This is a genomic window from Pseudomonas sp. ICMP 8385, from assembly GCF_002699915.1.
Taxonomy (GTDB): Bacteria; Pseudomonadota; Gammaproteobacteria; order Pseudomonadales; family Pseudomonadaceae; genus Aquipseudomonas; species Aquipseudomonas gessardii.
Map to the genome: position 1 here is coordinate 181,362 of NZ_LKBY01000124.1, position 23,120 is coordinate 204,481.

Genomic DNA, 23,120 nt, shown 5'->3' on the forward strand with positions numbered 1-23,120 from the left:
CTACCTCTTTTGTTCCGTTTTTTTGTCGCGTTGATAATCGCGGATCAGCGATTTTGCAGCCCTGATATCTCTTTTCTGGCTGGACTTATCGCCCCCACCGAACAGGATGATTAGGCGCTGGCCTTCCTGTATCAAATAAATTCGATACCCCGGGCCCCAATCGATCCGGTATTCCCCCATCCCATCGAACCACTTGATATTGCTGGTGTTGCCCATTTCTAGCCGAAGCAATGATGTTGAAACCTTAAGACGTGCCTGGACGCTCAGGGATAAAAACCATTGTTTGAATGGGCTGGTTTGGCCGTCGCGTTTATATTCTTCGATCTCAATCATCGCTCGCCTCGAAGGTAACAAATAGGTTACTAATCAAGCAAGCGAGCGATCCTGACTTATTGAGTGAAATCTGCCAACGCTGTGAGTGTTTCTTGGGACGTCAAAAACTCCCGATCCACCCCCGTCAACACCGGCCGCTGCAAAACCACCACCGGCACGCCGCGCTCGCGGGCCACTTGCAGCTTGGGTTCGGTGGCACTGCTGCCGCTGTTTTTGCTGATCAATACATCGATCTGCCGTCGTTCAAACAATGCCCGTTCATCCTCGAGCAAAAACGGCCCACGGGCGCCGATCACTTCGCAACGCTCGTTGCCGGGGTAGACGTCCAGTGTGCGCAAGGTCCAGAACTGCCCGGCGGGGATTTCGTCGAGGTGTTGCAGCGGTTCGCGGCCGAGGGTGAACAGTGGGCGCTGGAAGGGTTTCAGGGCCTCGACCAGCCCGGCCCAGTCACTGACTTCGCGCCAGTCATCAGCGGGTTGTGGCTGCCAGGCGGGACGGCGCAGGGCCCAGCAGGGGATCGCGCACAAGCGCGCAGCCTGGGCGGCGTTGGCGCTGATTTGTGCGGCATAGGGGTGGGTGGCGTCGAGTATCAGGCTGATGTTCTGGGCGCGGACAAACTGCGCCAACCCCTCGGCACCGCCGTAGCCACCGACGCGCACCTGGCACGCCAGGTCGGTGGGCACCCGGCCGATTCCGGCCAGGCTGTAGATATGTTGCGGGCCCAGGGTGCGGGCGATGGTCAGGGCTTCGGTGACGCCGCCCAGCAGCAGGATGCGTTTCATCGTGGCTTGATCACTTCAAGCAGGGTGATGGGCAGTGCCTGGCGCCAGGTGTCGAATTCGCCCAGGGGCTGGGCCTGGGCCACATGCAGGCGGGTCAGTTCGCCGCCGTGCTGTGCGCGCCAGGCCATCAGGGTCATTTCGCTTTGCAGGGTCACCGCGTTGGCCACCAGCCGCCCACCCGGGCGCAGGTGTTGCCAGCAGGTGTCGAGCACGCCGTCGCGGGTCACGCCGCCGCCGATGAAAATCGCATCGGGCACTTCCAACCCTGCCAGGGCCTGGGGCGCGCTGCCGCGAATCAATTGCAGGCCCGGCACGCCGAGGGCATCGCGGTTGTGTTCGATCAACTGTTGGCGGCCCGCATCGGCTTCAATCGCCAGGGCGCGGCAACTGGGGTGGGCGCGCATCCATTCGATGCCGATCGAGCCGCTGCCGGCGCCCACATCCCACAGTAATTCGCCGGGAGTCGGGGCGAGGCGGGCGAGGGTCATGGCCCGCACATCGCGTTTGGTCAGTTGCCCGTCATGCTGGAACGCCGCATCCGGCAGGCCGGCCAAGCGCGACAGGCGCGGGGTATTGGCGTCGGCGAGGCAGTCGATGGCGACCAGGTTCAACGCGGCAAGCGGCGGGTCCTGCCAGCTTTCGGCGTGGCCATCGATGCGCCGCTCGGCGGTGCCACCGAGGTGTTCAAACACACTCAGGCGGCTCGGGCCAAACCCGCTGGCGCGCAACAACGCGGCGATGGCGGCCGGGCTCTGGCCGTCGTTGCTCAACACCAGCAAGCGCACACCGCTGGCCAGGTGGGCATTGAGCGCGGCCACCGGGCGGGCGACCACCGAGAGTGTCAGCACATCCTGCAACGGCCAGCCCAGGCGTGCCGCCGCCAGCGATACCGACGAGGGCGCCGGCAGGATCAACAGCTCATCTGCCGCCACCTGCCGCGCCAGGCTGGCACCGACGCCGTAGAGCATCGGGTCACCACTGGCCAGTACGCAAACCGGCTCAAAGCGCCGGGCCAGGAGCGGCTCCAGGGAAAACGGGCTGGGCCACAGCTCGCGTGCGCCGCGGATGCACACCGGCAGCAAATCCAGCTGGCGCTGGCCGCCAATGATACGAGAGGCGCGCAACAGAGCATGCCGGGCATGCCTGCCCAGGCCCTTGAAGCCGTCTTCACCGATGCCTACTACCGTCAGCCAGGGCGACATATTGATTCCTTGAACGACATCCGACGGGCAGGCTTTTCATGCCGCCGGACAAAGCAGGCATAATACCGCGCCTTTACCCGTGAACCGGTAGCCCCCCGTGAAGCCACTTCCTCTGTCCACCAGCAAACGTCCCTCGGGTTGCCCGGGGTTGCTGCGTATTGTCCAGGCGTTGGATGGCGGGATTTGCCGGATCAAACTGGCCGGTGGGGCCATCACCGCCGCGCAGGCATTGGCCGTGGCGCACGCCGCGCAGGTTTACGCCGGTGGGGTGATCGAGGCGACCAACCGCGCCAACCTGCAGATTCGCGGCATCGGCCCGGAGCGTGACGGCCTGATCGCCCAGCTGCTGGCCGCCGGCCTGGGCCCGACCACCGCCGGCGGTGATGATGTGCGCAACGTGATGCTCAGCCCCGGCGCTGGCATCGACCGCGACATGTTGCTGGACACCCGGCCCCTGGCGGAGCAGATCCTCGCCACCCTGCAAACCCATCCGCGTTTCCATGAGTTGTCGGCCAAGTTCGCCGTGCAGCTGGATGGCGGCGAAGCCCTGGCGATGCTCGAACATCATCACGACTTGTGGTTATCGGCCTATGCCGCACAGGGCCAGACCTGGCTGGCATTCGGCCTGGCCGGTTGCCCCGCGCAAGACCCGCCGCTGGCCGCTGTCCCTGTGGAGCAAGGGCATGGACTGGTCGTCGCGGTGCTGGAGCTGTTCCTCGACCTGGCCCGCCCCGACCAGAACCGCATGCGCGAGGTGCTGGCGCAAACGCCTGTGGATAACTTCGTCGGGCGTTTGCGCCTGCCGTTGCTCCCCGCCGATGGCTATCGCCGCCGCGCCAGCCCGAGCAGCTTGCGCCTGGGCACTTATCCACAGCGCCAACCGCAGCGGGTCTACGTGGCCGCCGTCACGCCATTGGGGCGCCTGGACTCGGCCATGCTGCGTGGCGCTGCGCAACTGGCCCTGGAGTATGGCGACGGCACATTGCGCTTCACCCCATGGCAAGGCTTGCTGCTGCCCAATCTGGCGCCGGACGTTGCCACGCGCGTTGCCGAAGGCCTGGCGCAGTTGGGCTTCCTCTGTTCGGCCGACCAGGCCCTGGCGCGGATGATTGCCTGCACCGGGTCCAGCGGCTGCGCCAAGGCCCAGGCCGACACCAAGGCCGACGCCCTGCACCTGGCCACGTTGCTTCAGGGCCATGGCCTTGATGTGCACCTGTCTGGCTGCCCGCGCACGTGTGCTGCGGCGCACATTGCCCCGGTCACCTTGCTGGCGGTGGGCACCGGGCACTACGACCTCTATTTTCGCGATGCAGGCCAGCCGGGTTTCGGCCGCCTGCACGCGCACAACCTTTCTATTGAAGCGGCGGGCGCCGTGTTGCGTGCCCGTCCACGGAGCAGCACCGATGATTGATTACATCCGCGACGGTCAGGAGATCTATCGCAACTCCTTTGCGATCATTCGCGCAGAGGCCAAGTTGGATCGCATCCCCGCCGACCTGGAGAAACTCGCCGTGCGGGTGATTCACGCCTGCGGCATGGTCGAGGCCATCGACGGTCTGCAGTTTTCTGAAGGCGCGGGCAAGGCCGGGCGCGAAGCCCTGGCCGCGGGTGCGCCGATCCTGTGCGATGCGCGGATGGTTTCTGAAGGCGTGACCCGGGCGCGTCTGCCGGCCAACAACGAGGTGATCTGCACCTTGCGCGACGACAGCGTGCCCGAGCTGGCGCGGGAGCTGGGCAACACCCGTTCTGCGGCCGCCCTGGAACTGTGGCGCCCGCACCTGGCAGGCAGCGTGGTGGTGATCGGCAATGCCCCGACGGCCTTGTTCTACCTGCTGGAAATGCTCGACGCCGGCGCCCCCAAGCCGGCGCTGATCCTCGGTTTCCCGGTGGGTTTTGTCGGCGCCGCCGAGTCCAAGGCGATGCTCGCCGCAGACAGCCGTGGCGTGCCGTTTGTGATCATGCAGGGCCGCCTGGGTGGTAGTGCAATGGCCGCCGCGGCGGTTAACGCCCTGGCCACGGAGGTCGAATGATGCCGGCGCGTGGACGTTTGATCGGCCTGGGCGTGGGCCCCGGCGACCCGGAACTGATCACCCTCAAGGCCCTGCGCCTGCTGCGCGAATCGCCGGTGGTCGCGTACTTTGTCGCCAAGGGCAAGAAGGGCAATGCGTTCGGCATTATCGAAGAGCACCTGGTGCCCGAGCAGACGCTGATGCCGCTGGTGTACCCGGTGACCACCGAAGCCTTGCCGGCGCCGCTGTCCTATGAACAGGTGATCAGCGATTTCTACGACGCCGCCAGTGTCGACGTGGCTGCGCACCTGGATGCCGGGCGTGATGTAGCGGTGATCTGCGAAGGCGATCCGTTCTTCTACGGTTCCTACATGTACCTGCACGACCGCCTCGCCGAGCGCTACGAGGCCCAGGTCATCCCCGGCGTGTGCTCGATGCTCGGTGGTGCCTCGGTGCTGGGGGCGCCGTTGGTGTATCGCAACCAGAGCCTGTCGGTCTTGTCTGGCGTGCTGCCCCATGACGAACTCAAGCGGCGCCTGGCGGATGCCGATGCGGCGGTGATCATGAAGCTGGGGCGCAACTTCACCAAGGTGCGCCAGGTGCTGGAGGAACTGGGGCTGGCCGGGCGCGCGCTGTATGTGGAGCGCGCCACCATGGCCAACCAGAAAATCGTCGCGCTGGATCAGGTCGAGCCGATGTCTTCGCCATATTTCTCGTTGATCATCGTGCCGGGCGAAAGGTGGCAAGGGTGATAACGCCGGCGATCGTCATCCTCGGCCAGGGCAGCCTGGCCACCGCGCGCAGCATCCAGCAGGTGTACCCCGGCGCCCTGATCCACGGCCTGGCCGGCCGGGTGGAGGGCGCCGACCAGGCCTATAGCGAATTTGGCGCGACCCTGCGCCAGTTGTATCAGCAGGGCACGCCGATCATTGCCCTGTGCGCGGCCGGGATTGTGATCCGCACCCTGGCGCCCCTGCTGCTGGAAAAAGGCGAGGAGCCGGCGGTGCTGGCCGTTGCTGAAGACGGCAGTGCGGTGGTGCCGTTGCTTGGGGGCCTGGGCGGGGTGAATCTCATGGCGCGGGAAATCGCCGCAGCCCTGGGGGTGGCGGCCGCGATTACCACCAGTGGTGAACTGCGCTTTGGCACCTGCCTGCTCAACCCGCCCCAGGGTTATCAACTGGCAGACCTTGAGCTGGGCAAGCGCTTTGTCTCGGACCTGCTGGCCGGCGAGCACGTGCGTATCGAAGGCGCCGCGCCATGGCTGGACCAGGCCAACCTGGCGCAGGACCAGCAGGCGCGCCTGAGCATCCATGTCGGCAGCGCCGAGCGGGTGCCGGCGGCCAACGAGTTGCTGATCTATCCGAAAAACACTTGGGTCGCCTGTCGTCCCGGCATCGACTTGGCTGCACGGGTGCGCCAGGCGTTGCAGCAAGATGGCATCGCCGTGCAGTCCCTGGCGTGCCTGCTGGCCGATACTGCCGACATGGCCAACGGCCAATTGCATGAAGCGGCGCTGGAACTGGGCGTACCGCTGCGCTTTACGGCGCTGGCCGCCGGGCCGGAGCTGGTCATCCATTCGAGCGCCGCGCCGGTGGACCTGGCGCAACTGGGCCGCCCCCGTGGCCGCCTTGCGGTGATCGGCCTGGGCCCTGGCGCTGCCGAGCTGATGGTGCCGGCGGTCAAGGCTGAACTGGCGCGTTGCAGCGATGTGCTGGGCTACGAAACCTATGTGCGCATGGCCGGGCCGTTTCGTGCCGACCAGGTGCAGCACTGCACCGACAACCGCGAAGAGATGCAACGGGCGCGGCATGCCTTCGAGCTGGCGGCCCAGGGTCGTTCGGTGGTGGTGGTGTCTTCCGGCGACCCTGGCGTGTTCGCCATGGCCGCGGCGGTGCTGGAAGCGTTGCACGAGTCCAGCGACCCGGCCTGGCAACGGGTCGAGCTGGAAATCCTGCCGGGGGTCTCGGCGTCCCTCGCCACGGCGGCCCAGGCCGGTGCGCCGCTGGGGCATGACTTCTGTGTGATGTCGCTGTCGGACAACCTCAAGCCCTGGTCGATCATCGAGAAACGCCTGGACCTGGCGTGCGAGGCCGACCTGGCCCTGGCGTTCTACAATCCCATCTCCCGTTCGCGCCCCTGGCAACTGGGGCGTGCCCTGGAGATCGTCGCCCAGCACCGCGTTGCCGCCACGCCGGTGGTGTTGGGGCGCGATATTGGCCGCCCCGGGCAGACGCTGCGCACCACCACCCTGGGCCAGTTGACCCCGGACCAGGTGGATATGCGCACCATGGTGCTGATCGGGTCGTCCACCACCTGCACGTTCCCTCGGGTAGGTGGCGGTGAGTGGGTGTACACGCCGCGCTGGTATGGCGAGAAACCTGCCTCCTGAAGTCTCGGCGACCCCGCCCTGGGGTCGCTGATGTGTCCGAAAAGCTCAAACCGATCTGACGGAAATTTCTGTATTCGGCCCCGCGATTTCGCAACACATTTAACGGTTCCTCTCTTTTAGTTGCAGAAAGTAAGACAGCCGTTATCCGGTGCCCGCCGATCCCCAGTGTTTGCGGGGGTTTTAGAATATGTAGAACCTTCCTACAGCGTAATAACCCTCGGCGTACCTACTGAAAAAAGTTCAATCGGGCGACTAGTGTTTCTTGTAAGCCCGTGTGGGTTTTAGTGGAGAAACAGTTATGGAGCGCAAACATAAACGAATCAATATGGCAAAAAAGAACAAGCTGATTGCGGCCTACCGACTGCCGCTGACCAGGCAGCCGTCAAGTCCGCCAGGGCCGGTCCAGGCCGAGGGTGACTTGAATGGCGCGGTGATCAATAACAGTGTGTTTTCGTTTGTCGCGGGCATGAGCCGTCTCAACAAGGAGTACACCCGCAAGAGTTATCTGCTGGCCAGCAGCTACGTGAGTGATGTGCTGAAGCTGGCGCGTGGCACGCAGGCCTGGTACGACGAGTTCATCAAGGTCATGACCAGCCTGGGGTGGTTGCCGATACGCAGTAGTTTCGAGCGGGTCACCACCTCTGTGAAGGGGTTGTCTGTGCAGATGGCGGCGTTGAACATCATCACGTCCACGGTGGCCTCGACGTTCCTTTCCGGTTCCCTGGCCATGGCGCTGCCCAAGTTGGCGGCGGATGCTTTCGAGGCCTTGAAGCAGCTGTCGGCACCGTTTGATCTGTTCAAGCGCAACGTCGTCAATCATGAAGGTGGCGACTTTGGCCTGGCGTCCTGTTCCGAGGTCGACGGTGAAGTGTTGATGGTGCTGGTGACCTACAGCGCCCACGGCGTCAGCCAGAAAGTGGGCATTCCTTTTCTCGAATGGGACAGCTCCACGGTCGAAGCCTATAGCGGCCAGACCTGCCTGATGCTCAATCCCGCAGCGGTCAACGATGCCACGCTCAAGCAACTGCGCGAGAGTGCAGGCGACAAGGTCTTGCTGGCCATCGCCCAATATCGGATCTGACCGGGGACTCAGGGCACCAGGTAACCGCGTACGCCGGTAAAGATGATCTGTGCCGCCAGTGCGCACACGAACAACCCCATCAGGCGGCTGACAATCTGCAGCCCTTGGTCGCCGAGGATGCGTTCGATGCGGTTGGACAGGTACAGCACCACGCCCACGGTCAGGCTGGCCAGGGCAATGCTGAGAATGGCGGTGAGCTTGTCATCCCAATGGGGCTGGCTGACGCCCATCACCAGCAGCGCGCCGATGGTGCCGGGGCCGACGGTCAAGGGGATGGTCAGCGGGACGATGGTCACATCCTGCTGCACATTGTCAGTCTGCACTGCCGATTTGCCCTGGGCCATGCCCAGGGCGGAGATAAACAGCACGCTGCCGGCGCCGATGCGAAAGGCATCCACAGTGATGCCAAACACACTGAAAATCACCCGGCCGAACAGGTAGAGCAACACGCTCGACACCAGCGTCGCCAGCGCGACCTTCCAGGCCAGGCGTCGGCGTTCCTTGCTGGAATAGCCACGGGTCAGGCTGATAAAGCAGGACAAGACGAAGAAGGGGCTGTACAGCACCAGCATCTTCAAATAAACGCTGAACAACACGTGGAGCATGGCGGGAGCTCACAGCGAAGGGAGGGCGAGGGGGAGTTTATCAGGACTGCGACTCGAAAGAGCGACACCGAGCAAATGTGGGAGCTGGCTTGTGTGGGAGCTGGCTTGCCTGCGATGCAGGCACCCTGGTTTTTCAGTTACACCGAGGCGATGCTATCGCAGGCAAGCCAGCTCCCACACAAGCCAGCTCCCACACAAGCCCACAGGGATGTGGGTGATTCAGGACGTATGCGCCTGCTCCGTCGGCTGCTCACGCTGTGTCACCCAGTACTCCACCAACTCGCGCAGTTGCGACAGCTCCACCGGCTTGGCCATGTGCCCATCCATCCCGGCCTGGCGCGCGCGCTCCTTGTGTTCCGAGAGGATGTGCGCGGTCAGTGCTACCACCGGCGTGCGGGTGCGTTGGTTACTGACTTCCCAGACCCGCAATTGCTGGGTTGCGGAGAAACCATCGAGGATCGGCATTTCGCAGTCCATCAATACCAGGTCGTAGCGCTGGGCCTTCATCGCCAGCAAGGCTTCCTCGCCATTGCTGGCGGTGTCGGGTTGCAGGTTGAGCTTGCCGAGCATGCCGCGAATCACTTTGGTGGAGATGCTGTTGTCTTCGGCCACCAGGATGCGGAAATCGCTGGGCACGGTAATGGCGACGGGGACGTTCGGCGCGGCATGGCGTGGCTGGACCACACCTTTGCTGCGCTGGGTCAACTCGTCGGCCAGGGTGGTCTTGAGGGTGTAGCCGGCCACCGGTTTGGCGAGGATGCGCTTGATCCCGCAGTTGCGCGCGATGATCTTGCTCGGCGCGTTGCTGATGCCGGTGAGCATGATCAGCAGGATGTCGTGGTTCAGGCTCGGGTCTTCCTTGATCTTCGCCGCCAGTTGCATGCCGGTCATGCCGGGCATGTTCTGGTCCAGCAGCACCACATCGAAATAGTCGCGCAGGTGCGCCTTGGTACGCAGCAGGGCCAGGGCTTCCTTGCCCGACGGCACGGCGCTGACATTCAGGCCCCAGGCGGTGCATTGCTGCACCAACACCTTGCGGCAGGTGTCGTTGTCGTCCACCACCAGCACCCGTGCGCCTTGCAGCGGGCCGTCGAGGTCGGAAGTCGGGTGCTCCAGGCGCTCCGGGTCCAGGGGCAAGGTCAGCCATAGCGTACTGCCTTGCTGGCTGCCCGCCTTGATGCCGAACTCGCCATTCATCAACAGGATCAGTTGGCGGGCGATCACCAGGCCGAGGTGGCCGCTCAGGCGGGTGGCCGAGAGGAAGTTCTTGCTGTGCAGTTCGCTGTGCAGCAGGGCATCGCGCTCGGCGGCTTCCATCGGCAGGCCGCTGTCTTGCACGGCAATGCGCAGGCGCGGTTTGCTGCTGCGTTCATCCAGGGCCACCACGATCAGCACTTCGCCTTCGTCGGTCTTTTGCAGGGCATTTTCCAGCAGGCTCAACAGGGCCTGGCGCAGGCGCGTCGGGTCGCCACTGATGACCCGTGGCACCTGGGGCTGGATAAAGCTGATCAGCTCGACGTTCTGCTGCTCGGCCTTGGCGCGGAAAATACTCAGGCAGTCTTCGATCAGGGCATTGAGGTCGAACTGCACATCATCGAGTTCAATCTGCCCGGATTCGAGCTTGGAGATGTCGAGAATCTCGTTGATCAACGTCAGCAGTTCATTGCCGGCGCTGTGGATGGTCTGCACATAGTCGCGCTGCTTGACCGACAAAGGCGTGCCCAGCAGCAACTCGGTCATGCCCAGCACGCCGTTCATGGGCGTGCGGATTTCATGGCTGATCTTTGCCAGGAACTCGGCTTTGGCGGCGATTTCGGCGTTGCTGGCGGCCAGGTCGCGGCTGAGGCTGAAGCGATCCTCGACAATGCTGCGCTGGCGCTCGCCCAGGGCCTGGCTCATCAACAGGCCGCTGAGGCAGATCACCGCCAGCAGGGTGATGATCAGGCCTTGCGGGGCCACCAGGGTCAGGCCCAGCAGGGCCGGCAGGATAATCAGCGTGCCGGTGTTGAACACCAGCATGGCGAGCATGAACAGCCGCGCCGGCCGGTAGCCTTTTTGCCAGTGGTAGGCCGAGACAAACAGCATGCTCAGGCCGGCCAACGCCACCAGGGCGTAGGTGATGATATTCAGCGGCAGGGTGTTGACGAACAACAGCAACAGGCCACACAGCACGATCAACAGGATATCCGCCATCAGCAGCTTGTTCAGCGGGTGCGGACCCAGGGGCGCAAAGAAACGGTAGGCGAACATCAAGCCGCAGGGCGCGGTCAGCAGCAAGGCCATATAAGCGCCTGGGGTCTGGATGGCGTGCCAGTCCGGCAGCCACGGCCCCAGCAGGTTGAGCAGCAGCAACAGGCTGAGTAACAGCAACACTTCGCAGGCCGCCAGCCACAGGCTGCTGCGCGAGCGATGGTAGGCGTAGCGTGCGAGGTTGTGCAGGATCAGCATCAGCAGGCAGCCGAACAGCAGGCCATACACCAGCGTCTGGGTCTGGTTGGCGGCGGCCATCACGGCCGGTTCCAGGGTCAGGTACGGCCGCAGTTCATGCTCCGAGACCAGGCGCACATACACGTCCAGGGGCTTCTGGCTCTGGGGCATGGGCAGCATGAAGTCGCTGCTGGGCAGCGGGCGTTCGGCCTGGGGCTGGCGGGTGCCGGTGTTCAGTTGCTCGATCAGCGTGTCGCCGTCCAGCACATACAGATTGAGGTGCGCCAGGTCCGGCGCGAAGACCCGCAGCACTTGCTCGTGCTTGCCGGGTTGCAGCTTGAAGCGCACCCACAGCGCACCATTGGGCTCGGCGGCGGTGATCCGGTCCAGTTCGATGGGGCTGAATTGGTTGGTGTAGCGTGGGGAGCGAATGTCGCTCAGTTGCAGGTCAGCCTGCTCATCCAGCAATACGGCCCAGCCGCTGCCTTGGGCAACGGCCTGGGCCGGCAACAGACAGAGCAGGGTCAGCAGGCTGACAGTAAAAACTATGGCGATCCTGAGCCAGCGCACGGCGAAATCCCTTCGTAGGTTAATGCACGGGGTTAACTATGCGCGGGACCGTAATCGGACGGCAAGGGCAAAAGGCCCCTGCCTAGCCGAACGGATAGCTGTTTTACTGATTTTCGCCCCGCTCACGGGCAATGGCGCGGTAGCCGATGTCCTTGCGGTAGAAACAGCCCTGCCAGTCGATCTTCGCGGCCAGCGTGTAGGCTTGCTGCTGGGCGGCATCGACGCTGGCGCCCATGGCGGTGGCGCACAGCACACGGCCACCTGCGGTAACTACCTGGCCATCCTTGAGCGCGGTCCCGGCATGGAACACCTTGCCTTCCAGGGTGGCCGCTGCGTCCAGGCCCTGGATCGCATCACCCTTGGCGTAGTCGCCAGGGTAGCCACCGGCGGCCAGCACGATGCCGACGCTCGGGCGCGGGTCCCACTGGGCTTCGACCTTGTCCAGGGCCTGGGCCAGGGCGGCTTCCACCAGCAGCACCAGGCTCGACTGCAGGCGCAGCATCACCGGCTGGGTTTCCGGGTCGCCGAAGCGGCAGTTGAACTCGATGACTTTCGGGTTGCCGGCCTTGTCGATCATCAGCCCTGCGTACAGGAAACCGGTGTAGACATTGCCTTCATCGGCCATGCCACGCACGGTCGGCCAGATCACCAGGTCCATTACACGCTGGTGTACGTCGGCGGTGACCACCGGGGCAGGGGAATAGGCCCCCATGCCGCCGGTATTCGGGCCGGTGTCGCCGTCGCCGACGCGCTTGTGGTCTTGGCTGGTGGCCATCGGCAAGACGTTCTTGCCGTCGACCATCACGATGAAGCTGGCTTCTTCGCCGTCGAGGAATTCTTCGATCACCACCCGCGAACCGGCGTCACCGAAGGCGTTGCCGGCGAGCATGTCGCGCACCGCGTCTTCGGCTTCTTGCAGGGTCATCGCCACGATCACGCCTTTGCCGGCGGCCAGGCCATCGGCCTTGATCACGATGGGCGCGCCTTTTTCACGCAGGTAAGCCAGGGCCGGCTCGATCTCGGTGAAGTTCTGGTAGTCGGCGGTCGGGATCTTGTGGCGGGCCAGGAAATCCTTGGTGAACGCCTTGGAGCCTTCCAGCTGGGCCGCGCCGGCGGTCGGACCGAAGCAGTCCAGGCCACGGCTGCGGAACAGGTCCACGACACCGGCCACCAGCGGCACTTCAGGGCCGACGATGGTCAGGGACACGTTCTTCTCGGCAAAGTCGGCCAGTTGCTCCAGGGCCAAGACGTCGATGGCGACGTTTTCGCACTTGGCTTCAATGGCGGTGCCGGCGTTGCCGGGGGCGACGAAGACTTTCTGTACGCGTGGGTCCTGGGCGACTTTCCAGGCCAGAGCGTGTTCACGGCCACCGCTGCCAATGATCAAAACATTCATTTCAAAAACCTCAAATTCTGTTAGTTGATCGTTCCCACGCTCTGCGTGGGAATGCCTCTACGGACGCTCTGCGTCCCAGGCTGCGCGCCCACGCGGAGCGTGGGCGCGATCAATCAGTGGCGGAAGTGGCGCATGCCAGTAAAGACCATGGCTATGCCGGCTTCATCAGCCGCGGCGATCACCTCGGCATCGCGCATCGAACCACCCGGTTGGATCACGGCCGTCACACCTGCTTTTGCAGCGTTGTCCAGGCCATCACGGAACGGGAAGAACGCATCCGATGCCATCACCGACCCCACCACCTGCAAGCCGGCGTGTTCGGCCTTGATCGCGGCGATACGCGCCGAGTTCACGCGGCTCATCTGGCCGGCGCCGACACCGATGGTCTGGCGGTTCTTGGCGTAGACGATGGCGTTGGATTTAACGTACTTGGCCACTTTCCAGGCGAAGATCAGGTCGTTGATCTCTTGCTCGGTCGGTGCGCGCTGGGTGACCACTTTCAAGTCTTGGCTGCCGATCATGCCGATATCGCGGCTCTGTACCAGCAAGCCGCCATTGACACGCTTGTAGTCCCAGGCCGCAGCGCGGTCAGCCGACCACTCGCCACAGGCCAGCAGGCGCACATTGGCCTTGGCCGCAACGATGGCACGGGCCTCTTCGCTAACGCTTGGCGCGATGATCACTTCGACGAACTGACGCTCGACGATGGCCTTGGCGGTCTCGGCGTCCAGCTCGCGGTTGAAGGCGATGATGCCGCCGAATGCCGATTCGGTATCGGTGGCGTAGGCCAGTTCGTAGGCCTGGCGGATCCCGCCTTCAGCGTCCGGGCTCACGGCCACGCCGCACGGGTTGGCGTGCTTGACGATCACGCAGGCCGGCTTGACGAAGCTTTTCACGCATTCCAGCGCGGCGTCGGTATCGGCCACGTTGTTGTAGGACAGCTCTTTGCCTTGCAGCTGGGTCGCAGTGGCGATCCCCACTTCGGCCGGCTTGGCTTCCACGTAGAACGCCGCGCTCTGGTGCGGGTTCTCGCCGTAGCGCATTTCCTGGGCCTTGATGAACTGGCTGTTGAAGGTGCGCGGGAACTGGCTGCGGCCTTCAGTGATGAGTGTTTCGGCGGCCTGGTTCACGGTGCCCATATAGTTGGCGATCATGCCGTCATAGGCGGCCGTGTGCTCGAAGGCCTTGAGCATCAGGTCGAAGCGCTGGGCGTAGGTCAGGCCCCCGGCCTTGAGGTTTTCCAGCACTTGGCCGTAGTCGCTGGCGTTGACTACGATGGCCACGTCTTTGTGGTTCTTGGCGGCCGAGCGCACCATGGTCGGGCCGCCGATATCGATGTTTTCGATCGCGGTTGGCAGGTCGCAACCTGGTTTGTTGATGGTGGCTTCAAACGGGTAGAGGTTGACGGCCACCAGGTCGATCGGCTTGATGCCGTGCTCGCTCATGATGGCATCGTCGATACCGCGACGGCCGAGGATGCCGCCGTGGATTTTCGGGTGCAGGGTCTTGACCCGACCGTCCATCATTTCTGCGAAACCGGTGTAGTCCGCGACTTCTACTGCGGCCACGCCGTTGTCCTGCAGCAGTTTGAAGGTCCCGCCCGTGGAGAGGATTTCCACACCCAGGGCTTCCAGCTCCCGGGCAAATTCGAGGATCCCGGTCTTGTCGGAAACACTGATCAAGGCGCGGCGGATCGGCAGGCGGGTAGTCTGGTCGGTCATCTCAATTTCCATCAAAAGCAAAGGAGTCAGCAAAAAAGGCGACCGGTTTTACGCGGGCGCCTTTCTGGTTTGATTGAATGCTTACAGCAAATCGTACTGCTTGAGCTTCTTGCGCAGGGTCCCACGGTTCAGGCCCAGCAGCTCACTGGCTTTGGTCTGGTTGCCCTTGACGTAGTTCATCACGCTTTCGAGCAGGGGCGCCTCGACTTCGGAGAGCACCAGGTTGTACACATCCGTGACGGCCGCGCCCTCAAGGTGGGCGAAATAATTGTGCAGCGCTTTCTCCACGCTCCCGCGAAGGGTCTGGCCTTCTTCGCTCGGCGTGTTGAGGTGCTGTTTCAAATTGACGTTGTCGCTCACGGGTGTTGTTCCACTCACTAAAGTCTCGGTCATCATCGTCATGCGGCCACCCCTTCTCCGTCCCCTGCTCTCAGGCTCTTGTCTCGTTCGGCAAAGAACTCACGAACGGCGGTGACCTGTGCTTGCGTTTCATCCAAACGATTGAACCCGGTACGGAACTCTCTGGCGCCGGGCAGGGTTGCGAGATACCAACCCACATGCTTGCGAGCAATGCGCACGCCCATCACGTCTCCATAGAAGGTGTGCAGGGCGGCCAGATGCTCTAGCAGAATACGTTCCACCTCGAACAGTGCCGGTGCCGGCATGATTTCGCCAGTACGCAGAAAGTGCTCGATCTCACGAAAAATCCATGGCCGCCCCTGGGCAGCCCGGCCGATCAACAGGCCATCGGCACCGGTTGCGTGCAGTACGCGCCGGGCTTTCTCGGCCGAGTCGATGTCGCCGTTGGCAAAGACCGGAATCGACACCGCCTGCTTGATGGCAGCAATGGTGTCGTATTCGGCTTCACCGGTATAAAGGTCTGCGCGGGTGCGGCCATGCACCGCCAACGCTGTAATGCCTGCCTGTTCGGCGATCTTCGCCACCGTCAGGCCGTTCTTGTTGTCCCGGTCCCAGCCGGTGCGAATCTTCAGGGTGACCGGCACATCCACTGCACCCACCACGGCGTGCAGGATCTCGGCCACCAACTGCTCATCTTTCAACAGGGCGGAACCGGCGGCCTTGTTGCAGACCTTCTTGGCCGGGCAGCCCATGTTGATATCAATTATCTGTGCACCCAGCTCCACATTGGCCCGGGCCGCATCCGCCAGCATTTGCGCATCGCCACCGGCGATCTGTACCGAGCGTGGCTCGGGATCACCTTCGTGGATCATGCGCATCCGCGATTTGCGGGTGTTCCACAAGCTCATGTCGCTGGTGACCATTTCCGAGACTACAAGGCCTGCGCCCAAACGTTTGCACAGCTGACGAAAGGGCTGGTCGGTGACACCCGCCATCGGGGCGAGAATCAGAGCGTTTGGCAATGTATATGGGCCGATGCGTACCGCCGACATAGGACTTCCCTGTTGTGGGGCCGGATCATTAGAGTTCGAAAAAGGGTTGGCATGATACCCGCTCTCGATGACTGGTTAAAGGCTGAATTGGATAAAATCTGAGCAGTTATTTTCTTATTGCCAGCGGTTTGGTCGTGGACGGCCAAGTCAATACCCAGCCGTCCGAACCTTGATGCGCGCCGCCAATCACTCGGGGGAGTGGAAACTGAGACTGTAGTTCACGGCTTTGTGGCCTGGGTCGAGAATGTCCAGGGCGATATGGATCGGGGTCTGGGACGGCATCTCGGTCTGGCCGGCCAGCTCGCCGCTCAGGTACTCGGCGGGCTTGAAGCGCCGGCTGGCGATCATCCGGCCATTGAGGTCGGCAAAGCGCAGCTCCAGCAGGGGGAACGGCTGGGAGAACGTGGCGCGGTTATAGATGATGGCATCCACCACCAGGGCGCCGGCGAACTCGGGATGGCTGCGCACCACCAGGTTGCTGCTCTTGATGTGGGCGATATCGACCCGTGATGGCACGGTGCAGCCCAGTGTCGGGCACAGTTCCTGGAACCATGGCCGGTATTTGTCCTGGCGGGCCAGGTCGTCGAACTGGTAGGCAATGTACTGGCCGGTGAGGGCGGCGGCGGCCAGCAGCGCCAGGGTCAGCCAGAGCAGGCGGCGGCCCCAACCGGCGGGACGTTTGCCGCTGTACAGGTGCAGCGGATCGTCTTCCAGGTCTTGCAGCATCTCGTCATGGGCGTTGCCCGTGGCGCGCGTGCGCTTGCGGCGTGGCTCGGGCTCGATGGGCGCGTCCGGCTCGCTGTCGATGAGCGGCTCGGGCGCGGTACGGGTATCGTCGGCATGCACCGTGGGCTCGTCGTCCACCTCGTGCAGGTCGAAGGACATCGAGGGTTCGGTGCGCTGGGGTTTGCCCACGGGGGCCGGGGCCGGCTCGGCGGTTTCCTCGGCGTGGGCGATTGTCGCAGCCCGTTCGTCCGGCGGCTCGCTGAACAGGCTGGCGGCCCACTGTTCTTCTTCAGCCTTGGCCGTGTCGCGGCTGGCGCTCATCGGTTCGTCTTTTTGCCGACGGTCTGCGCCGGCCTGGCGGCGGTCGCTGCCCTGGGGCTGGGTGTGTTGGATCTCCCGGCGCTCCAGCTTGGCCAGCTCTTCGTCGAGGTCCAGGTGGTCCAGGTCCAGCTCTTCGGCGGCCCACTGTTTCTGGCTGATGGCGCGTGGCGGTGCTTCGGCGGCCGGCGTTTCAGGCGCGTGGGCACGCTGCTCCAGCAGTTGCCGGGCGGCATTGAACACTTGCAGGCACGAGCCGCAGCGAACCACGCCACGGGCCACACTCAATTGAGCATGGCTTGCGCGGAAACGGGTTTGGCAATGCGGGCACTGGGTGACGAAACTGTCGGTCATGCGGCCATCCGATTCATACAGGCGCTCATTCTAGCGCCGACGACCGCTGATGCGTACCCAGCCATCGCGGTTGGCGATGGGGTCCAGGTCGAAGTCCCGGGCATAGGCGGCGGCGACTTCTTCGCCCTGTTCGGCGAGGATCCCCGACAGCGCCAGGCGCCCACCCGGCCTGACCAGGCTCGACAGTTGCGGGGCCAGCGAGACCAGCGGCCCGGCCAGGATATTGGCGACCAGCACGTCGGCCTGCACCTGGGGCAAATCCTCGGGCAGGTACAGTGGGAATTTGCCTTCGGCAATGTTGTTGCGCCCGGCGTTATCGCGGGAGGCTTCCAGGGCCTGGACGTCGATATCGGTGCCGACGGCTTGCCTGGCGCCCAGCAGCAGCGCGGCGATGGCCAGGATCCCCGAGCCGCAACCGAAGTCCAGCACGTTGCAGTCTTGCAGGTCCTGGCCGTCGAGCCATTCCAGGCACAGGGCGGTGGTCGGGTGGGTGCCGGTGCCGAATGCCAGGCCCGGGTCCAGCAGCAGGTTGACCGCCTCAGGCTCGGGAGCGGCATGCCAGCTTGGCACGATCCACAGGCGTTGGCCGAAACGCATGGGCTGGAAGTTGTCCATCCAGCTGCGTTCCCAGTCCTGGTCTTCGATCACTTCGCTATGGTGCTCGGGCAGCGGGCCGCCGGTCAGCAGTTCCATATGGGCAAACACGCTGCTGGCGTCGGTGCCGTCTTCAAACAGCGCCAGCAAATGGGTGTGGGACCACAGGGGTGTGGTGTTCAGCTCAGGCTCGAAAATCGGCTGGTCTTCGGCGTCCATGAAGGTCACCGACACGGCGCCTACTTCAAGGAACGCGTCTTCATAGGTTTCGGCTTGTTCTGGGCTGATGGCGAGACGGACTTGCAGCCAAGGCATGGCGGGCACCTTTGAAAAAATGAGTGTGCAGCGGGGTGGGGCTGCGAAAGGGCGCAAGTTTACGCGAGCGGCGAGGATAAGACGACACCACTGACAGCACGGGGGCCAAATGTGGGAGCAGGCTTGCCTGCGATGGCGGGGTGTCAGCTTGCTCATCAGTGCCTGGCCCACCGCTATCGCAGGCAAGCCAGCTCCCACAGGGGGTTGTGGTGTTCTTGTGGGTCCATAAACGACAAAACCGCCCGAAGGCGGTTTTGTGGGTGGAGCACGAACTTACTGGTTGGCCAGCTTGTGTTCCAGGTAGTGAATGTTCACACCGCCTTCGCAGAAGCCTTCATCACGAACCAGATCCCGATGCAGAGGGATGTTGGTCTTGATGCCGTCGACCACGATTTCGTCCAGGGCGTTGCGCATACGGGCCATGGCCTCGTCGCGGGTGGCGCCCCAGGTGATCAGCTTGCCGATCAGCGAGTCGTAGTTGGACGGAACCTTGTAGCCGCTGTACAGGTGCGAATCCACACGTACGCCGTTGCCGCCGGGCGCATGGAAATGCTTGACCAGGCCAGGGCTTGGGATAAAGGTCTTCGGGTCTTCGGCGTTGATCCGGCACTCCAGGGAGTGGCCGTGCATCTTCACGTCGTCCTGGGTAAACGACAGCTTGTTGCCAGCGGCGATGCTGAGCATCTCCTTGACGATGTCGATACCGGTGACCATCTCCGACACCGGGTGCTCTACCTGCACACGAGTGTTCATCTCGATGAAGTAGAAGCGGCCGTTCTCGTAGAGGAACTCGAAGGTCCCGGCGCCACGGTAGTTGATGTCGATGCAAGCCTTGACGCAGCGTGCCAGGACTTCCTGGCGTGCCTTTTCATCCAGGCCCGGTGCCGGTGCTTCTTCCAGGACCTTCTGGTGACGGCGTTGCAGCGAGCAATCGCGGTCGCCCAGGTGGATGGCGTGGCCCTGGCCGTCGGACAGTACCTGGACTTCCACGTGACGTGGGTTGGTCAGGTATTTTTCCAGGTAGACCATCGGGTTGCCAAACCAGGCAGCGGCTTCGGAGCGCGTCTGCTTGGCGGCTTCGATCAGCTCTTCTTCCTTGTGCACCACGCGCATGCCGCGACCACCACCACCGCCGGCGGCCTTGATGATCACCGGGTAACCGACTTCGCGACCGATGCGCAGGGCGGTTTCCTCGTCTTCCGGCAGCGGGCCGTCGGAACCTGGTACGGTTGGCACGCCGGCGGCGATCATGGCGTCCTTGGCCGATACCTTGTCGCCCATCAGGCGAATGGTCTCGGCTTTCGGGCCGATGAAGGCGAAGCCGGATTTTTCCACCTGTTCGGCGAAATCGGCGTTTTCCGCGAGGAAGCCATAGCCAGGGTGGATGCCATCAGCGCCAGTCACTTCAGCCGCGGCGATGATGTTCGAGACCTTCAGGTACGAGTTCGTGGCCAGTGGCGGGCCGATGCAGATGCTTTCGTCCGCCAGTTTCACGTGCATCAGTTCGGTATCGGCCGTCGAGTAAACAGCGACGGTCTTGATGCCCTCTTCCTTACAGGCGCGCAGGATCCGCAGCGCGATCTCGCCGCGGTTGGCGATCAGGACTTTTTGCAGTTTCTTCGCAGGTTTCAACATCGAAGGCGCTCCGCGGTTCAAACGATGGTGAACAGCGGCTGGTCGTACTCAACCGGCTGACCGTTTTCTACCAGGATGGATTCGATGACGCCGGCTTTTTCGGCCGTGATGTGGTTCATCATTTTCATCGCTTCCACGATGCAGATGGTGTCGCCCACTTTCACGGTCTTGCCCACTTCAACGAAGGCTGGCGAGGTCGGTGCTGGGGTGCGGTAGAAGGTACCGACCATTGGCGACTTGACCACGAAACCGTTGAGCACTGGCGCGGCCGGTGCAGCAGGCGCTGCGGCGGCAGCAGGTGCGGCGACCGGAGCAGCAGCGGCAGGCGCCGGCGCTTGCATCTGTGGCGCGTAGAACTGTTGGGCCGGGGTCTTGCTGTGGCGGCTGATCCGTACGGACTCTTCGCCTTCCTTGATTTCCAGCTCGTCGATACCGGATTCTTCCAGCAGTTCGATCAGTTTCTTAACTTTACGGATATCCATGAATCATCAACTCCCAAGGGTCGGTCAGGGGCGTTTAGCCTGTTCTTCAATGTGTTCCAGGGCGGCCTCCAGGGCCAGTCGGTAACCGCTGGCGCCAAGGCCGCAGATCACTCCTACCGCTACGTCGGAGAAGTAAGAGTGATGGCGGAAAGCTTCGCGTTTATGCACGTTCGATAAATGCACTTCGATGAATGGGATGCTCACCGCCAGCAACGCGTCACGTAATGCAACGCTTGTGTGCGTAAAAGCGGCGGGATTGATCAGGATAAAGTCCACGCCTTCGCTGCGCGCGGCGTGAATCCGATCAATCAATTCATACTCGGCATTGCTTTGCAGGTAGAGCAGATGGTGGCCGGCTTCACGGGCCCGTCGCTCCAGATCGAGGTTGATCTGTTCGAGGGTGACTGCACCGTACACACCCGGTTCGCGGGTGCCGAGCAGGTTCAGGTTGGGTCCGTGCAGAACCAGTAAGGTCGCCATCGCTGTTCCTTGTTATTGGAGGTGGGTACGCCAGAACCCGGCGACTATGCCGCAAAGCCTTTGTGACTGTCCAGTTCTCTGCAATAGCCAGCACGATTAGCGAGGATTGCGCAAAGTATGTGACTGAGGTGCGCGATCCGGTCATTGATCGTTCCCACGCTCCGCGTGGGAATGCTGCCCCGGACGCTCCGCGTCCCGCCTTAACGTCGTGACACAGAGTGTCACTGGATGCATTCCCACGCGGAGCGTGGGAACGATCAAGCGGAACGTGGGAACGATCAGACGCGGAAGGCCTGCACGGCGGTATTGAGCTGCCCGCCGAGCACCAGCAGATGCTCGCCCTGGCTGCGGCCCTGGCCAATGCGCAACAGATTGTCCTCGCCCAACTGGTGGATGCGCTCGCTGTTATCGCGGATTTCACTGACCGCGCCGCTCTGCTGGGCCGTTACGTCGGCGATACGGATGGCTGTGTCGGAGATGGTCTGGATCGCGCCGACGATTTCATCCAGCGCGCCGTCGGCCGCCTGGGCTTGCTGGGCGGTGGCTTCGGCGTGTTCGACCTGGGCGCGCATGCCGTCCACCGATTGTCGGGCGGCGGTTTGCAGGCCGGCGATCAGGGTCTGGATCTCGGCGGTGGCGCCGGCCGTGCGCTGGGCCAGGGAGCGTACTTCGTCGGCGACCACCGCAAACCCGCGCCCGGCTTCACCGGCGCGGGCGGCCTCGATGGCGGCGTTGAGCGCCAGCAGGTTGGTCTGGTCGGCAATCGAGCGGATCACCGTGAGCACGCTGCCAATGGTGGCGGACTCTTCGGCGAGTTTTTCGATCATCTGCGCATTGTCCTGCACTTCGCCCACCAGCGCGTGCAGGCCGGTCAGGCTCAAACCGATCACCCGTTGGCCATGCTCCACGGCCTCGCCAGCACTGCGGCTGGCCCCGGCGGCCTGGCTGGCGTCGCCGGCGACCTGTTGGATGGTGGCTTCCAGTTCCCCCAGTGAATCGCGGATTTGCGCGGTGTCGCCGGCCTGGCGTTCGGCGCCGTCATGCAGGCCGCCACTCAGTTCGGCCAGGGCGCGGCTGCTGCCGGCCACTTCTTCTGCATTGGCGCGAATAGTGCCCACCAGGTTCACCAGGTAAGCCCGCAGGCGATTGAGCGAGGCTTCAATATCATGCAGTTCGCGGTTGGTCGCCCCCAGGGCGATCTGTTGGCTGAAGTCGCCCTCGGCCCAGGTCGACAAGGCCGGCGCCAGGCCGGTCAGCACCCGCGCCAGGCGCCGTTGCAGGGTGTCGATCAGCAGCGCGATCAGCAGGATCAGGCCGATCATCACGCCCTGGATCACCCGTACTTCGCCCTGGATCCGGGCGTGCTGGGCACGCACTTCGGGCTCCAGCGCGGCGATGGCTTGCTGCACGGTGTTGATTTTCAGATGAGTCGCGGCGGCCAGTTCGGTGCGTTTGTGGATTTGCTCGCGGGTCCGCGCAAGCTCTGCCGGGTAGCGCGTGAGCAGGCTGTTGAGCTCGCGCTTGAGGCCCACGCCGGTGTCCTCGGCCACCGTGGTCTGACTGCTTTCCAGGCCCATCAAGGCGGAAAAGTCATCGCTGTTGGAGGCACTGCTGGCGGTCACGCCCAACAGCGGTAGCTGTTCAAGCACGTCCGCCTGGCTGCGGATAGTGGCCAGTTCACGCTCCACATCGTCGGCCAGTTCACTGCGCCCGCTGCTCACCAGTTTGTCCCGCGCCAGGGACAGTCGGCCCAGATGCTGCGAGGCGGCGAGCAGCGGCGGCAGATAACGCGCCGCGTCCAATGAATTGACGCCCATGGCGTACTGGCCCAGTTGCTCCAGATTGGCCCCCAGTTCCCGCTCGGCTTGCAGCAACAGGGCTTGTGGGTCACCGGCCAGTTTGCCGGCGGCCAGCAGGTCGGTCTTGCTGAAGCCGTCGAGGTCCAGCAGGCCGGGGCGCAACTGTTGGGTCAGCTCAGGCGGCAGCTCATCCAGGTGCTGGAGCAGGGTTTCCAGGCTCTGGCCGGCAGCGCTCAGGCGCAGGGCGTCGCCGCTGGCCAGGTAATCGTCGATATTGCGCGCGGTCTGGTTCTGGAAGGCCTGGGACAGGCCCAGGTAGCGCTCCATCAGCAGGTAGGGCCGCTCAAGGGCCCGTTGCGACCACCAGAGCGTAGCGCCCAGGGCCAGGCAAACGGCGACCAGCAGAAGGGTGTTCAGATTCGTCAGCAGCTTCAGGCGCATGCGTGGTTTCAACCAACGGCGGAAGGATAGTTGCCTGAAGTTATTGCGC

General features: G+C 63.5%; 20 protein-coding genes. 5 read left to right on the top strand and 15 right to left on the bottom strand.

All coding sequences use genetic code 11. From position 1 onward, the window contains the following. From AO268_RS24995 to cbiE, 3 genes are read right to left on the bottom strand one after another with little or no spacing between them, the layout of a single operon-like run. Entirely contained in the window at nt 1-333 is a 333-nt protein-coding gene (locus AO268_RS24995) for a type II toxin-antitoxin system RelE/ParE family toxin (RefSeq protein ID WP_076961511.1), read from the bottom strand. Between the two features lie 56 nt (nt 334-389). After that, a complete protein-coding gene (locus AO268_RS25000; RefSeq protein WP_099170170.1) occupies nt 390-1,115 on the bottom strand; it encodes a cobalt-precorrin-6A reductase in 726 nt (241 codons plus the stop codon). Next, nucleotides 1,112-2,317, bottom strand: a complete 1,206-nt coding sequence (cbiE, locus tag AO268_RS25005) for a precorrin-6y C5,15-methyltransferase (decarboxylating) subunit CbiE (protein WP_099170171.1) — start codon at nt 2,315-2,317, stop codon at nt 1,112-1,114. Before cbiE ends, AO268_RS25000 begins: the two co-directional genes overlap by 4 nt. Nucleotides 2,318-2,429: 112 nt before the next feature. Here cbiE and cobG point away from each other — a divergent pair, with 112 nt between their 5' ends. The 5 genes from cobG to AO268_RS25030 all read left to right on the top strand — a co-directional run bounded on the left by cobG (nt 2,430) and on the right by AO268_RS25030 (nt 7,796). Next, on the top strand, nt 2,430-3,728 hold the full coding sequence (cobG, locus tag AO268_RS25010; protein ID WP_099170203.1) for a precorrin-3B synthase: 1,299 nt from the start codon (nt 2,430-2,432) through the stop codon (nt 3,726-3,728). Further along, nucleotides 3,721-4,347, top strand: a complete 627-nt coding sequence (locus tag AO268_RS25015) for a precorrin-8X methylmutase (protein ID WP_076961508.1) — start codon at nt 3,721-3,723, stop codon at nt 4,345-4,347. The genes cobG and AO268_RS25015 overlap by 8 nt, the downstream gene beginning before the upstream one ends. Continuing rightward, nucleotides 4,344-5,078 (top strand): precorrin-2 C(20)-methyltransferase, encoded by a 735-nt coding sequence (locus tag AO268_RS25020; RefSeq protein WP_373562154.1) that lies wholly within the window; start codon nt 4,344-4,346, stop codon nt 5,076-5,078. The genes AO268_RS25015 and AO268_RS25020 overlap by 4 nt, the downstream gene beginning before the upstream one ends. Further along, nucleotides 5,078-6,715 (top strand): precorrin-3B C(17)-methyltransferase, encoded by a 1,638-nt coding sequence (gene cobJ, locus AO268_RS25025; RefSeq protein ID WP_099170204.1) that lies wholly within the window; start codon nt 5,078-5,080, stop codon nt 6,713-6,715. The genes AO268_RS25020 and cobJ overlap by 1 nt, the downstream gene beginning before the upstream one ends. A 298-nt stretch (nt 6,716-7,013) precedes the next feature. Beyond that, the gene (locus AO268_RS25030; protein ID WP_076961507.1) at nt 7,014-7,796 is read left to right on the top strand and encodes a hypothetical protein; all 783 of its coding nucleotides are present in this window, start codon (nt 7,014-7,016) and stop codon (nt 7,794-7,796) included. Between the two features lie 8 nt (nt 7,797-7,804). Here the strand turns inward: AO268_RS25030 and AO268_RS25035 are convergent, their stop codons facing one another. The 12 genes from AO268_RS25035 to AO268_RS25090 all read right to left on the bottom strand — a co-directional run bounded on the left by AO268_RS25035 (nt 7,805) and on the right by AO268_RS25090 (nt 23,071). Beyond that, entirely contained in the window at nt 7,805-8,401 is a 597-nt protein-coding gene (locus AO268_RS25035; RefSeq protein WP_003171467.1) for a MarC family protein, read from the bottom strand. A gap of 219 nt (nt 8,402-8,620) precedes the next feature. Continuing rightward, entirely contained in the window at nt 8,621-11,398 is a 2,778-nt protein-coding gene (locus AO268_RS25040) for a hybrid sensor histidine kinase/response regulator (RefSeq protein WP_076961506.1), read from the bottom strand. A 103-nt stretch (nt 11,399-11,501) separates the two neighbouring features. Further along, entirely contained in the window at nt 11,502-12,794 is a 1,293-nt protein-coding gene (purD, locus tag AO268_RS25045) for a phosphoribosylamine--glycine ligase (protein WP_076961505.1), read from the bottom strand. A gap of 113 nt (nt 12,795-12,907) precedes the next feature. Then, entirely contained in the window at nt 12,908-14,515 is a 1,608-nt protein-coding gene (gene purH, locus AO268_RS25050; RefSeq protein ID WP_099170172.1) for a bifunctional phosphoribosylaminoimidazolecarboxamide formyltransferase/IMP cyclohydrolase, read from the bottom strand. An 81-nt stretch (nt 14,516-14,596) separates the two neighbouring features. Beyond that, on the bottom strand, nt 14,597-14,917 hold the full coding sequence (gene fis, locus AO268_RS25055) for a DNA-binding transcriptional regulator Fis (protein WP_003186237.1): 321 nt from the start codon (nt 14,915-14,917) through the stop codon (nt 14,597-14,599). Continuing rightward, nucleotides 14,914-15,927 carry a tRNA dihydrouridine synthase DusB gene (gene dusB / locus AO268_RS25060; protein WP_076961503.1) on the bottom strand — a complete coding sequence of 338 codons (1,014 nt, stop codon included), beginning with the start codon at nt 15,925-15,927 and terminating at the stop codon, nt 14,914-14,916. The genes fis and dusB overlap by 4 nt, the downstream gene beginning before the upstream one ends. Nucleotides 15,928-16,113: 186 nt before the next feature. Beyond that, the gene (locus AO268_RS25065) at nt 16,114-17,325 is read right to left on the bottom strand and encodes a DUF3426 domain-containing protein (protein ID WP_099170173.1); all 1,212 of its coding nucleotides are present in this window, start codon (nt 17,323-17,325) and stop codon (nt 16,114-16,116) included. Nucleotides 17,326-17,355: 30 nt separating this feature from the next. Further along, entirely contained in the window at nt 17,356-18,234 is an 879-nt protein-coding gene (gene prmA, locus AO268_RS25070; protein WP_099170174.1) for a 50S ribosomal protein L11 methyltransferase, read from the bottom strand. 273 nt (nt 18,235-18,507) lie between these two features. Beyond that, nucleotides 18,508-19,869 (bottom strand): acetyl-CoA carboxylase biotin carboxylase subunit, encoded by a 1,362-nt coding sequence (gene accC, locus AO268_RS25075; RefSeq protein WP_076961500.1) that lies wholly within the window; start codon nt 19,867-19,869, stop codon nt 18,508-18,510. A 17-nt stretch (nt 19,870-19,886) separates the two neighbouring features. Next, a complete protein-coding gene (gene accB / locus AO268_RS25080; RefSeq protein ID WP_076961499.1) occupies nt 19,887-20,351 on the bottom strand; it encodes an acetyl-CoA carboxylase biotin carboxyl carrier protein in 465 nt (154 codons plus the stop codon). A gap of 24 nt (nt 20,352-20,375) precedes the next feature. Continuing rightward, on the bottom strand, nt 20,376-20,831 hold the full coding sequence (gene aroQ, locus AO268_RS25085) for a type II 3-dehydroquinate dehydratase (protein WP_057437567.1): 456 nt from the start codon (nt 20,829-20,831) through the stop codon (nt 20,376-20,378). A gap of 278 nt (nt 20,832-21,109) precedes the next feature. Continuing rightward, nucleotides 21,110-23,071: a methyl-accepting chemotaxis protein gene (locus AO268_RS25090; protein WP_076961498.1), complete on the bottom strand. Its 1,962-nt coding sequence runs from the start codon at nt 23,069-23,071 to the stop codon at nt 21,110-21,112. Nucleotides 23,072-23,120 lie beyond the last annotated feature (49 nt).